The sequence below is a fragment of the Neolewinella antarctica genome, assembly GCF_011927835.1.
GTDB lineage: Bacteria > Bacteroidota > Bacteroidia > Chitinophagales > Saprospiraceae > Neolewinella > Neolewinella antarctica.
Genome location: NZ_JAATJH010000002.1, coordinates 329554 through 342568, shown reverse-complemented (window position 1 = coordinate 342568; position 13015 = coordinate 329554). Strand labels below are relative to the sequence as shown.

Below are 13015 nucleotides of genomic sequence, written 5' to 3'. Positions count from 1 at the left end.
CTTAGTATTCGACCTACGAACGCCTTTTTTCAGCCTGATCTTCATCCAAAAACTCAACTAATAACCCATTATAAGATGATTTTCTGACCTTGATCAGACTAAAATAGACTTCCCTCGGTCAGAAAATCAATTCCCCAGCAAGCTCTAAAATATCAATACAATGAAAATAATGTCAGTAGTCGGAGCCCGACCGAACTTCATGAAAATCGCGCCCTTCATCCAGGCCGTGAACCGGCACAACAAGGCGGGGGGCGAACACATCGACCACGTGCTCGTACACACGGGCCAGCACTACGACGACCGGATGTCGGCTTCCTTTTTTGACTCGCTGGGCATCCCCGCCCCCGACGTGAACCTCGAGATCGGCTCCGGTAGCCACGGCGTGCAGTTGGGGCAGACCATGATGGCCTTCGAACCGGTCGTCGTGGAGCACGATCCGGACTGGATCGTAGTGGTTGGTGACGTGAACGCTACGTTGTCCTGTTCCGTCATTGCCAAGCGCCTGAAGAAAAAGGTAGCCCACATCGAAGCCGGCCTGCGGTCGGGTGACATTGAGATGCCCGAAGAAATCAACCGCCTCGTGACCGACCGGTTATCGGATCTGTTGCTCACGCCGGACCGGATTGCCAGTAAGCACCTTACGGACGAGGGCGTCCCGGAAGAAAAGATCTGCTTCGTCGGGAACATCATGATCGATACCCTGGAGAACAACCGGGCGGAGGCGGCTAAGCTACTGATCTCCGAAATCGTGGCCGAGAACTCCATCAAAGAACAGCCCCGCAAAGAAATTTCCCTGGCCGACAACACCTACGGGTTGATGACCATGCACCGGCCCTCCAACGTGGACCACAAGGAAATACTAACCGCCCTGATGCGTTTTTTGATGGACGAAGCCACCCAGGAGGTGCCGATCGTATGGCCCTTGCACCCGCGGACGCGCAAACAACTGCAAACCGCTGGCCTCTGGGAAGAAGTACTGCACCACCCACGCATTCTGCTGCTGGAACCCATCGGTTACCACGCCATGCTGCGCCTCAACGTGGGGGCGAAAATTATGCTCACCGATTCCGGCGGGCTACAGGAAGAATGCTGCGTACTGGGCACGCCCTGCCTCACGCTGCGCTGGAACACCGAACGGCCGATCACGCTGCGGGAGCACGGCGGGGCGAGCGTGCTGGTCGGCAACGACGTCGAGCGCATCCGCACAGAATTTTACGCCACCCTTAAGCTACCGAACCAACCGGTTTCCCCCGAATACTGGGACGGTAAGACCGCAGACCGGATCGTCGCGGCCATCATCGCCGCCGCGCGTACAACGACGTCGGTATGAAGATTTGGCTCGATTTCATCAACACCCCGCAGGTAGCATTTTTTGTACCGTTCATCCGGCGCTGGGAGAGTGATGGGCACGAGTTGCTGCTAACGTGTCGGGATTCCGGCAACACCGTCGGCTTGCTACGGCAGCACGGGCTCGCGCACCACGTGGTGGGCAAGCGGGTGGGCACCGGGACCTTCGACAAGGCCCAACAATTCGCCGGCCGGATGCTCGCGCTGTACCGGTTCGTCCGGACGCGCCGACCGGACGTAGCGGCGGGGCAGAGCAGTTTTTACCTGCCTCTGATTGCTAAGCTACTCGGCGTCCCGAGCCTGTACACGAATGATAACGAGCACGCGCAGGGTAATTTTTTCGGCTTTCGCTTCGCGACGAAGGTGTTCTTACCCGAACCACTAAGGGGCACACCGGCCACGCAAAAACCTTATCTCCAGAATCGTTTGCGTTTTTACCCCGGGGTGAAGGAGGCGATTTACCTATCCCAACAACCCGACCTTCTGGCCGCCATCGACGAACCCAAGCGCCAGATTTACTTCCGGCCCGAGCCCTGGTCGGCCCAGTACTACGACGGCCCGCTCAATTTCTTCGACGAAGCGTTGCGGGAACTGGCCAAAGAATACGAAATAGTCGTTTTACCGCGCGACAAAAACCAGGCGGACCACTACCGCCAACCGGAGTTTGCCGGCGTGCGGGTACCGGACGGCCCGCTGAAATTGCGTGACATCGTTTCCGGTTGTTTGCTTTTCATCGGGGCGGGGGGGTCGATGACGCGGGAGCTAGCCGTGCTGGGCGTTCCCGTCGTATCGATCTACCAGGCTGATCTGCTGGCCGTGGACGAGTATTTAGTCGACCGGGGGCTACTGCACGTCGACCCGCAACTGGACTACGCGGGCATTCAGAAGTTGCTGAGCGGTGGGGCTAAAAAACCCCGCGACCGGTCGGTGCTCGAAACCGGGGGCGTTGCGTTTCACCTTATTCTAAAAAACATCCATGATTTACGCGCCTCCTAAACACCAAGCCGCCTGCATCCGACAACGGTGGGAGCACATTCTCACGGGCTCGCTATTGCCGGTGCGGAGGGGACTGATTCGATCACCTCCGATTTTTAAATCAATTCAGCAAAATGAATATTTCTCAGCGTGTTACATTATTGATTATCTTACGTCACACACGCGTCAATTACACATACGACCATAAAGTCCGCTTTAACACCCAGAATAACAATTCTGGGAGGGGCCGATCTACGCTATAGTTAAATCTAGTAGCGCATTATCTATTACACACTGCCAACTCAATTGGTACTTTCCACACATACACTAAAACATTACTTAAACATGAAAACATTAAGAGCCGGAATAATCGGCCTTGGTAAGATGGGGCTCTCCCACGCAGCTATCGTTAGTGCTCAGCCAGGGGTAGACTTGGTGGCCGTTTGCGATACTTCGTTGATCGTTACTAATGCCTTCAAGAAGTACGCCAAGGCGCAAATCTACGGGGATTACCGTAAGATGCTCAGGAAGGAAAATCTCGACCTCATCGTTATTGCCACGCCCACGAAGTTGCATTTCGACATGGTCAAAGCCGCCCTCGAGCAGGGCGTTCACGTATTCTGCGAAAAACCGTTTAGCTTGAACAGTGCCGAGGGTAAGCAATTGGTGCAACTGGCCGAGAGCAAGGGGCTGGTCAATCAATTGGGCTACCACAACCACTTTATCGGCACCTTCCGCGAAATGAAGCGGCTGTTGGCCGCTGATGTAATTGGGGACTTGGTCCACTTTAGCGGCGAAGCCTACGGGCCGGTAGTTACCAAAGCGAAGGGCGGCACTTGGCGGTCGAAATCCAGCGAGGGAGGCGGTTGCCTTTTCGATTACGCATCCCACGTACTGAACCTACTGCAGGAAGTCGTGAGCCGCCCGGTTGAAATCAACGGCAGCCTTCTCAAAGAAATCTATTCCAAGGGAGTAGAAGACGCCGTTTACTCTTTAATCACGCTAAAGAACGGTCTGACCGGCACCTTACTCGTCAACTGGAGCGACGAGACGTACCGCAAGATGTCGACTTCCCTAACCGTACAGGGCAAGAACGGCAAGATCGTTTGTGACGCCACCGAGCTGAAGATCTACCTGAAGGAGGAGAATAAAGCCGAGGGGCTCGAAGCTGGTTGGACGATCAAGTGGATCACCGACCTGGCCCTTCCCGTTGGCTACTACCTCCGCGGAGAAGAATACAGCGCCCAGATCGAATACTTCGTCGAAAACGTACGTCGCCAAAAACCCGGTACCATCAACACTTTTGAACAAGGACTTTACACCGATAAGGTCATCGAAATGATTATTAAAAATGCAGCCTAACACACACCACACCCACCTCGACCGCGTCCTCTTTGGGGACAACCAATTCTTTGGGGTCAACCACGCCTCCGACGACAAGTCCCGCGCCCAGGCGATGCGCTTTAAAGACGACCAGTCCATCATTAGGGTGCTCGACCAGGCTTACGAAGCTGGGGTCCGCACCTTCATGTGTACCACCCACGACCGGATCGCCAACATCTGTAACCACATGCGGGCCCATCCGGATCGCTACCGGGGCTTCAAGATATTTCCCTGTATGCCGTACGCACATAAGTACGCCAACGCCGTCACGGAGTTGGGGATTATGGGGACCATCAACCAGTACGTACCCGGCACCCTTTTCGGCACCTTTGCGAAGGGCGGAATGGCCGTCGTACGGGGCAACTACAGTAAGTTGATGCAGATCCTGATCGACGCGGAGATGAAGATGTTCGATAAAATCGATACCCCGGTCATTTTCATCCAGAACGTCCTCGTGGACATGATCCTGGGCCTCGGCATGTACGAGGTATTCAAGGATTATGATGCGTACATCCGCGAGAAATACAACGTCGAGCCGGGCTACATCACCATGAACATGCCCGATTTGCTGGATGCACTGGAATCGGTGGGTATCTATAATCCAATCATCTGTGCGTCCATTAATAAATCGGGTTTTCGGATGTCCGGTGGTATCGAGCGTAATGAAATGTATCTAAGGGAAAAGACCTTCCGGCCCATTGCCATGCAGACCCTGGCAGCCGGCGCGTTGCGGCCGAAAGAAGCATTTGCCTACCTCGGTCAGTTCCCGAGAATCGAATCCGTCCTATTCGGCTCCGGCTCGAAGCAGCACATTGCCGAGAATATTCACATGATTGAGGAGAACTTCCCGGTTGCTCAGGAGGTGTGATGTGACTAATTGATGTTTAAAAGGGTCATTAGCTGTGCTAATGACCCTTTTTTTGTCTACCTATTTATTTTGAATTGGTGATTCGTCCTGAAAACACAAATAATTCTTTCATTATAAACGAAAACGAGGGGCTGCGCACCCTCGCTACGAGAGACGACCCTCCGGGCCTTGCTAGGCGTTATTTTTTCTCCCAAGCCCAGGCCGTCCGCATGATTTCGTCAACGCCTCTGGTCGGTTCCCAGCCGAGTACGTTCGTGGCTTTCGTGCGGTCGGCGTAAACGGCAACGACGTCGCCGGCGCGGCGGGGGCCGAGCTCGTAGTTGAGTTTTTCGCCGGTCACTTTCTCGAAGGCGTTGATGACTTCGAGGACGGTGAGGCCTTCGCCGATACCTAGGTTGAATAAGTCGAGGTTGCTCTTCATTTTGCCGCCCATCAGGTATTCGAGGGCGAGGGTGTGGGCGCGGGCTAGGTCCTGGACGTGGATGTAGTCGCGGATGTTGGAGCCATCGCGCGTGGGGTAATCCGTACCGAATACGGTCATTTTATCGAAACTCATGTTGCCCGCCGCGACGCCAGTGATGACGGGGACTAGGGAGGCGGGCGGGTTAGAAGGATCTTCCCCGATCAGGCCGCTTTCGTGCGCGCCGGCGGGGTTGAAGTAGCGGAGGATGATGGACTTGAAGTCCGGCCGCGTCCCGCAGTAATCCGTAATGAGGTCTTCGCCGATTTGCTTGGTCATCGCGTAGGGGCTCTCGGCCAGCTTGCGCGGCGTGCTTTCCGTGACGGGCAGCTCGTCGGCATTGCCGTAGACGGAGCAGGAGCTAGAGAAGACTAGGTTACTGTTTCCCTGCGCCGCCAAACCTTCGATGACGTTGAGGAGGCTATTGATGTTGTTGCGGTAGTATTCCAGCGGTTTGTCCACGCTTTCGCCGACTTGTTTGTAGGCGGCGAAGTGGATGGCGCCGTCAAACTTATGCTGCTCGAACAGGGCGAGGGTCGCAGCGCGGTCCGCCAGGTCGACGGAGTGGTGCTGCACGGGCTTACCCGTAATGGCTTTAATGCCGGCAAGGGCTTCCGGGCGGGAGTTGGAGTAGTTGTCGGCGGTGACTACTTCATAGCCATTCTGGAGGAGGTCCACTACGGTATGGCTGCCGATGTAGCCGGTACCTCCGGTTACTAAGATTTTTTTCATGATAAATGTGTGTGTTTCCTAAGTTATTAGTCTTGCGAGCCGCTGGCCTGGAGTCACGGTTAGGCTCGCTCAGCGGCTAATGCGTGGTTTGATTAAGTGGAAAGAACGTAAATATCTTTATTTTGCTGGTTACCCAACCTTTTTGCCCTGATTATTTCAGAAATTAGTCGTGGTGGAGTTTGATTTCTTCGGCGGGGATTTCGATACCCATACGGGCCATCAGGGCGGTGGCGTTGAAGCTGGTACAAACGCCGGGGTGAAGTTTGTAGTCAAAAACGAGGTCGTCGCCGCGGGTCTGGACTTCCATCGCGTAGTTCTCGACGCGGCTGCCGGGTTCGTTTTCGAGGACGGCCAGTTCGAGGTCGTGGGTGGCGATGATGCCGGCACCCTGGTCGCGAATCAACTGGCGGATGAGCGCGCGGGAGCCGGTGTGGCGGTCGCGGGAGTTGGTGCCCTTCAGGATCTCGTCGAGCAGGAAAAAGACGTCTTCGTCCTTCTCACTAACGGCGCGGATGATGGACTGGAGGCGCTTCAGTTCGGCGTAGAAAGACGAGGTAGATTCACTCAGGTCGTCCTGGGTGCGCATGCTCGTCCAGACGTGGAGGGGGCGCTGTCGCAGGTGCAAGGCACATACGGGGGAGCCGGCCTGGGCCAGCACGAGGTTGATCCCTACCGTACGTAGCCAGGTTGACTTACCCGCCATGTTGGAACCGGTTACCAAGTGGATGTGGCCATCCGTCCGCATGTCGATGTCGTTGGTGATTCTACCGGCGGGATTGAGTAGTGGATGGCCGAGGCCGGTGGCTTGGAAGACGGGTTCGTCGGTAAACTCCGGGTCCACCCAGTCGGGGTGGTTGTACCGCAGGGTCGCCCAGCTCACGAGCGTATCGACCCGCGCGATGGTGTCCAGCCAGACGGGTAATTCCTCCCGGTATGTTTCCCGCCAGCCGTCGAGGTTGGTGAGCCACTGCATGCTCCACGCGCCACCCAGTTCTACGAGCATGGCGAAGGGGTTACTCCGCACGTCGAGCTGGCTGATGTAGTAGGATAGTTTGCGGATGGCCGGGACGGACCGGGCTACGTCCGCGCTGGCTCCGGACCAACCGTCGGCGTGTTGTAGCAGATCGGCGTATTGCTTGAGGAGACTTCCCATCGCGGAGGTGTACGCGTGTTCCGTAGCGATAGCGGCAGAGTATTTTCGGTACAGGAGAACGGCCGGGACTAATCCGATCAAGCCAACAAACCAGGGATCGATGAGTAGCATGGCGGCAATTGAACCGATTGTCAGAAACGGAATGACGTACAGTAAGGCCTTATCCAAACCAGATTGCACCACGGCGGGGCGGAGGAGCCAATCCCGTAGTCTTTGCTGCTGAGCGAGCGAATCATTTAATCCTTCCCCCAGCATTCTGAATTCGAGGCACCACGCCGGCATCGCGCTCAGGTCTTTTCCCTGCACCTGCGTCCGCGCCCGCTTATCCTGATCCTGCGGCGCCAACAATGCATCGGCCAGGCTCCGGCGACCGCCCGCCGTAACCGTCCGGTTGAGAAACTGAAAGAGACTGTGGGGACCAAAAATGTCGAGATCGAGCGCGTACGGATGGGCGGGGTCGAGGAGATCGTCACCACCGTCAAACACCCGAAAATCGTGGTTCAGCGCGCCTAACTCCCGATCGGCCAGCGCCGCCCGAATCTCCGCCCGGTCGGCCGTCCGTTTGATGCTGTCGTGCTTTTTGACGAGGAAATAGGACACGCCGACGAAAACCGGCAGCGACAAGAACCCCGCCAAAAAACTGTAGCCGAACGCCAGCACCACCGCCACCAGCAGCGCCAGAATCACCACCAGTCGCACGATGGCAAACCGGTCGTATTCCTTCTTTGACGTGGCGTAGAGCGACAGTTGCCGGGTGCGTAATTGTTCGTAGAAATCCTGGGCTGGGTTCATGGGGGGTGAAGATAGTTGGTCTAGGGTCTAGGGTCTTTGGTCTTTGGTCTTTGGTCTTTGGTCTTTGGTCTTTGGTCTGTGGTCTTTGGTCTTTGGTCTGTGGTCTGTGGTAGCGTGCTGCGCACTGGGTATCATAGTACATACTATCTTGCGAAATGTTAGCTAAGTACGTTATTCAAGTCGCCACCCCCTTCAGCACCGGCACCGGCGTGTACCTGCCCGCTTGCGGACTGATCGTCACGAACGAGCACGTCGTGCGGGATAATGCGAACGTGGTCGTGGGGGGTGAGGGCCTGCCGGAACAGTTGGCACCTGTGGTTTATTTGGATGCTTATTACGACCTGGCTTTTCTGCGGTTAGCGGAGCCGTTAGATTTACCGGAACTGCCTCTGCAAACCCGTCCGCCCGCGGTAGCAGCGTCCGTTTTGGCGATCGGCCAGCATTTCGGACACCCGTTGCGGAGAAGCGAGGGCCACGTGCTGGAACTCGGGCATCTGCACCACGGCATTCCCTTTATTCTGCACGATGCGTGGCAGGATGCGGCGCACAGCGGTGGTCCTTTATTTGATGCGGAGGGTCGGTTGGTGGGCATCAATATGTACGACATTAAGGAGGGGAAGGGCCGCGCGCTGAGTTTACCGGCAAGTTATTTGCGGGAGTCGCTGGATCGGTTTGCGGAGGGAGAGGGCGACAGTGCGGCGCGTTGTTTTGACTGTCAGCGGGTGGTGTTTGAGGTGGTAAAGAATCCTGAAGGGTATTGTCCGAACTGCGGAGAAGCGATTGTTTTACCAAATATGCTGGAGGATTACCTAGCCACCGGTATTCCGGCTACGGTCGAAGACATCATTAGCCACGCGGGCCACGACCCCAGGTTGGCGCGGCGCGGCCCGAACCTCTGGAACATCCGCCAGGGCAGCGCGATCATCCAGCTGGCCTACCACGAGGACAGTGGTTTGGTGACGGGGGATGCTTATTTGTGCTCTTTACCGGAAATCCCCGAGGCGGGCTTGTTCGCGTACTTGTTGCGGGAGAATTTTAATCTGAAACAATTGACGTTCAGCACCTACGGGCGCGACGTAATCTTGTCTTTATTGATCTACGATCGGTATTTAACGGTGGAAGCGGCATTACCGCGATTCACGCATTTGTTTGAGCGGGCTGATTATTATGATGATATTTTGGTAGAGCGGTTTGGGGCTCGGTGGTTGGGGGCTGGTAGTACTGTTGTTTCGGGGGATTAGGGTTTTAGGCGACGGAGCCCTCTCCCCCGGCCCCTTTAGCTTCGCTGCTTCCTGCGGAGGTCCGAAGGTAGAGGGGAGACAAGGCAGCTCGCTACGCTCGTCAACGTATAACAAATCTTCGTGCCCTAGGCTATTTAGGCTACCTCCTCGGAGTACTAGTTTGGGCAGGTTTTTGGGCCAGGAAATTCGCTACCGTATCACTAGCAGTTTCGCCGAACATCCAGCGGCCGGCGTCGAGGTGGCGGCCGCCTTTTAGGTAACGGAGGTTTGCTTGGTGGCCCAGGGATTGTAGTTTTTCGAGGAATAATTGTGAATGTACCGGAGCGACTACCGGGTCGCTGGTGCCGTGGAGGAGTTGCCAGTCGATTGGCGTGTCGGAGCGCGGGGCCCGGAGGAGCTGGATGGGGTCGAGGTGGTCGTAACGGGGCAGGAACAGGCGGCCGGTGCGGAGGTGGCCGAGGGAAAGCGGTCCGGCGCAGAGGAGGGCTTTTTCGGGCGCGCTGCCCCATCCTGCGGCTAGCCATTTTTGGGGTTGGGTGGCTAGGACGGCGGCTAGGTGGGCACCGGCACTGATGCCGCCGAGGTGAATGATGGGGTCGGTCAATGCTTGTTGCTCGGTAGTTGGCGCGGTCGCCGGTGCACGGTTTATTGCGGAAGAAGCCGGGCGGAAGTGGTTCACCGCCGCCCAGCAATCCGTCACGATTCGGTTGAGCCCCACGAAAGGCGGCCGCCGGTAGCTCGGTAGGATGACGGTGAAGCCCATCCGCAGCCAGGGAATGGCGGCGGGGGTGAAGGTTTCGGGCTGGCCGAAGGTCCAAGCGCCGCCGTGGAAGTAGAAGGCGTATTTATTAGGTTGGCGCAGGGCGGGGTCGCGGTTTTGGACTACGATGGCGTACTGGCGGGGGTGGGGGCCGTAGGGGATCTTTTGTTGGTGGACGTCCATGGTTTTTTGGACGGTGGCGCACTGGGTGTGGTATTTTTTTAGGTTGGTTAGCATTTTTGAGAGGGGTGAGTGAGTTATTTCCTAACGAGCGGAAGTGCTTCTAACGTTACGCTACTGAGTTATTCACTGCTGTCGCGCATAGTTTTCAGCTACATAAACACCAAAGCAGAGACAAGCTCTTTTCAACTGTGCCGAAGCAGCTCTTAGTTATACCCTTGCGATATTGTGTTTGTGAGCACACTACTGGATATTTTCCCCGGACGCTTGGAGGACCTCAACAATTTCGCCTTCGGCTTCACGGCAGAGGACGCTCCAAGGTCCTAAAATCCTATTTAAGGATCTTGGAGCGTCTCGAAACTGAAGAGTAGCGAAGGGTATTGAGTCCTCCAAGCGTCCGATTTGAAAATGTCCAATAGTGTAGTTTGTGAGGCAAAGTCTGGTTACGTAAAGTTAGTTATTTAGCTGAAAGGCAGTTTTGGAAATGACACATGCAGAAAATAGATTACCGTAAAAATCGTTAATTTCAGCAGAATTCCTTTATCACCTCAACCAATTTTATAGGTTCTTTCATTTCGGAAGTCACCACAGCCATCAATAACTACCGACTTGATTACGTTACGAGTGGCGTCAGGGATGATGAAGAGAATGGCTCAATTACGTTTGCTTGTTGTCCGTAGGATTGTGCCGACAAAACTTACAATTCCTTTTAAATAGAGTATGATTAAACGTTACGACATCATAGTAATACAACAATTATCAAGTATAAGCTGGCCAGGAAGATCCTGGTCAGCTTATTTATTTCAGTTCTTTCTGGCGGTTGTCTTTGCCTGTCCGTTGCGGTCGCAAGATTCCCTGGAACTTACCGTCGTTGTGAACGACTACGTAACCGGGTTGCCAATTAGCGAGGTTTACTTTCTAGGGAACCATTCCTCTCAAATTAAGGGAGTCTCCAATCAGCAAGGGGTAGCGGTCCTGTTAGGGGCGATAGGGGACGAATTTATAACTAGCCACATCGGGTATTTTCCGGATACGGTTTTAATGAGTGAAAACCCCGCTACCGCCAACATCACCTTATTACCCAAAAATGAAAACATTACACTCATTTCCGTCACCTCCCAGCGAAGGGATCCTTTTTCCGCGGCAAACGAATTGAGCAAGACCGAGATCAACGCTGTACCGCGTCTCCTGGGAGAAGCGGATCCACTACGCGCGGCGCTCAGAATTGCCGGCGTCGAAAGTGGTGGTGAGGCAAGCAGTAGGTTGCACGTAAGGGGTGGACTGCCCGGTGAAAACCTTACCCTGCTGGATGGCGTGCCAGTGTATAACGAAACTCACGTAGGGCCACTTTTCTCCGTATTCAACGCAGCGGTACTGGAGTCGTTTACGGTTTATAAAACGGCGGCTCCCGTGGAGAAAGGAAGTGGAATCAGTGCACTCCTCGATGCGACCACAAGAAAGCCTAATTTATTTGCGAAGGCTACAGAATTTAATGTAGGTCCGATAAATAGTGGGTTTTACTTAAACCGCCCCCTGGGCGCTAAAGACAAAACTGCTCTTCAGGTGGCCCTGCGGGGTTCTCCGCTCAGTATTCTCAGCCCGTTCGTAGATCGCCAATCGGTTAGTAACGCTACCTTGATTGAGTTGGGGGATATCAACGTAGCCTACCGGTACAAAAGCAGTACGAAAAATGACCTTTTACTACGTGCCTTCTATACGCACGATGAGGCATTCTTTGCTACAACTACAACCACGGCGAGAAACAACGAATTTGTTACCGTACGGGAGAGTGACGCAACTAAATGGTCAAACTTGGGGACTTCGATCACTTATGAAATCAAGGAGCGGGGGCGTAAGACTTATCTCCAAGCATATTTTGCTAGTTACAATTACAGCATCAAAAATACGGAACAATATCCTACCGATCAAGCTAGCTTCACATTTCAGGGAAACCTTCAGGATGTTGGCTTGCGCGCAAATCAAAGTTATCAAAATAAAGTAATTAACCTCATTGGAGGAATCAACGCCAAAATACAATTATTCAATCCCATTGAATTATTGGAAGCAGAAAATATCGTTCCGGAACTTTTTTCGGAAACTTCCGCCCAAAGAATCGATGCGTTTTTTTCTGCGGATTATAGTATGGGTAGTCGGACGCGTTTGAAAGCTTCGGGCAAGGTACATGGCTACCGGGTAAACAACTACTCCACAATTATTCCGACCGGGTATTTACAGCTCAGTCACCAAGCATCCGAAGCATTACTACTGCGATTTTCTCTGGAACGGGTAGCGCAATTTGAACACGCGCTTCCTGCCTTCGGGGGAGCCTGGCAGCTCAATACTTGGCTTCCGTCTTCGCAACAGGCCCCGGCGCAAATTGCCGATCGTGTAGAAGTTGGTTGGCAGTCTCAAATTAGTCCACGTTGGACAGTCTTACAGGCTTTGTATTACCGCAAGGCAAATCAACTCTTCCGAACGGCAACCGAAGATTTGACGGCCGTATTACGCGAAGACAATCAATCTACGAGTCCAGTTTGCTGCCTTACCGGTGGCGAGGGCGAAAATTACGGGGTAGAAACAAGTCTTGAGTATGAGCACAGCGCTACGAACGTCGGCCTTAATTATACGCTGGCAAAGTCCAGCGTCCGATTCTCGGATGTTGCTAATAATACGTGGTTTTCACCACGGTTCGACCGTAGGCACTCCGCAAATCTTTGGTTAAGTCAATCTTTCGCCGCGAACAAATGGAGCCTAAACATGCAGCTCCTTTACCAATCCGGGATCGCCTACACGGCACCCGTTGCGACAATTCCAGGGCTAGGATTGTCAAGGAACGTTCCAGTCTTCCGTAACGTGAATAATGCACGGTTTCCAGCAGTACACCGGCTCGATCTGGCTTTGGATCGTCATTGGTCGGGCAAAAGAGGAAATAACAATACGCTGAGTGCAGGTGTGTACAATGTCTATAACAGAATTAACCCAACCGACCTCACATTCGGTTCGGTGATCATACCCAGGCAGGATACAAAGTTTCCCATTAATCAGCCAGAACGAAGGACGCTGGGTAACGGTGTATTTGGCTTGCTCCCGTACGTGGCCTTCAGTAAATCATTTAATTACTAGA

At 54.3% G+C, this 13015-nt stretch carries 9 protein-coding genes; 6 read left to right on the top strand and 3 right to left on the bottom strand.

Translation table 11 applies throughout. From position 1 onward, the window contains the following. Positions 1-169 precede the first annotated feature (169 nt). The 4 genes from wecB to GGR27_RS06695 all read left to right on the top strand — a co-directional run bounded on the left by wecB (position 170) and on the right by GGR27_RS06695 (position 4573). Positions 170-1330, top strand: coding sequence for a non-hydrolyzing UDP-N-acetylglucosamine 2-epimerase (gene wecB / locus GGR27_RS06710; protein ID WP_209037895.1), 1161 nt, complete (start codon positions 170-172; stop codon positions 1328-1330). Continuing rightward, on the top strand, positions 1327-2343 hold the full coding sequence (locus GGR27_RS06705; protein WP_168036645.1) for a DUF354 domain-containing protein: 1017 nt from the start codon (positions 1327-1329) through the stop codon (positions 2341-2343). Before wecB ends, GGR27_RS06705 begins: the two co-directional genes overlap by 4 nt. A gap of 324 nt (positions 2344-2667) precedes the next feature. Next, entirely contained in the window at positions 2668-3684 is a 1017-nt protein-coding gene (locus tag GGR27_RS06700; RefSeq protein WP_168036644.1) for a Gfo/Idh/MocA family protein, read from the top strand. After that, positions 3674-4573 carry a hypothetical protein gene (locus tag GGR27_RS06695; protein ID WP_168036643.1) on the top strand — a complete coding sequence of 300 codons (900 nt, stop codon included), beginning with the start codon at positions 3674-3676 and terminating at the stop codon, positions 4571-4573. The genes GGR27_RS06700 and GGR27_RS06695 overlap by 11 nt, the downstream gene beginning before the upstream one ends. Before the next feature lie 178 nt (positions 4574-4751). Here the strand turns inward: GGR27_RS06695 and galE are convergent, their stop codons facing one another. Then, positions 4752-5765 (bottom strand): UDP-glucose 4-epimerase GalE, encoded by a 1014-nt coding sequence (gene galE, locus GGR27_RS06690; protein WP_168036642.1) that lies wholly within the window; start codon positions 5763-5765, stop codon positions 4752-4754. Between the two features lie 163 nt (positions 5766-5928). Then, the gene (locus GGR27_RS06685) at positions 5929-7710 is read right to left on the bottom strand and encodes a MutS-related protein (protein WP_168036641.1); all 1782 of its coding nucleotides are present in this window, start codon (positions 7708-7710) and stop codon (positions 5929-5931) included. 155 nt (positions 7711-7865) lie between these two features. Between GGR27_RS06685 and GGR27_RS06680 the strand changes: the two genes are divergently transcribed. Then, complete coding sequence (locus GGR27_RS06680) at positions 7866-8951, top strand: trypsin-like peptidase domain-containing protein (RefSeq protein WP_168036640.1); 1086 nt, start codon at positions 7866-7868, stop codon at positions 8949-8951. A 139-nt stretch (positions 8952-9090) separates the two neighbouring features. Here GGR27_RS06680 and GGR27_RS06675 read toward each other — a convergent pair whose 3' ends face one another. Next, positions 9091-9948, bottom strand: coding sequence for an alpha/beta hydrolase (locus GGR27_RS06675; protein ID WP_168036639.1), 858 nt, complete (start codon positions 9946-9948; stop codon positions 9091-9093). 663 nt (positions 9949-10611) lie between these two features. Here GGR27_RS06675 and GGR27_RS06670 point away from each other — a divergent pair. Further along, positions 10612-13014 carry a TonB-dependent receptor plug domain-containing protein gene (locus GGR27_RS06670; RefSeq protein WP_168036638.1) on the top strand — a complete coding sequence of 801 codons (2403 nt, stop codon included), beginning with the start codon at positions 10612-10614 and terminating at the stop codon, positions 13012-13014. The last annotated feature ends 1 nt before the right edge of the window (position 13015 follow it).

What these genes read in the sequence shown, in the direction of transcription:
- wecB (WP_209037895.1), top strand. Translation starts at nt 170, where the DNA reads ATGTCAGTAGTCGGAGCCCGACCGAACTTCATGAAAATCGCGCCCTTC.
- galE (WP_168036642.1), bottom strand. Translation starts at nt 5,765, where the DNA reads ATGAAAAAAATCTTAGTAACCGGAGGTACCGGCTACATCGGCAGCCAT.
- GGR27_RS06670 (WP_168036638.1), top strand. Translation starts at nt 10,612, where the DNA reads ATGATTAAACGTTACGACATCATAGTAATACAACAATTATCAAGTATA.
- GGR27_RS06685 (WP_168036641.1), bottom strand. Translation starts at nt 7,710, where the DNA reads ATGAACCCAGCCCAGGATTTCTACGAACAATTACGCACCCGGCAACTG.
- GGR27_RS06700 (WP_168036644.1), top strand. Translation starts at nt 2,668, where the DNA reads ATGAAAACATTAAGAGCCGGAATAATCGGCCTTGGTAAGATGGGGCTC.
- GGR27_RS06705 (WP_168036645.1), top strand. Translation starts at nt 1,327, where the DNA reads ATGAAGATTTGGCTCGATTTCATCAACACCCCGCAGGTAGCATTTTTT.
- GGR27_RS06680 (WP_168036640.1), top strand. Translation starts at nt 7,866, where the DNA reads ATGTTAGCTAAGTACGTTATTCAAGTCGCCACCCCCTTCAGCACCGGC.
- GGR27_RS06675 (WP_168036639.1), bottom strand. Translation starts at nt 9,948, where the DNA reads ATGCTAACCAACCTAAAAAAATACCACACCCAGTGCGCCACCGTCCAA.
- GGR27_RS06695 (WP_168036643.1), top strand. Translation starts at nt 3,674, where the DNA reads ATGCAGCCTAACACACACCACACCCACCTCGACCGCGTCCTCTTTGGG.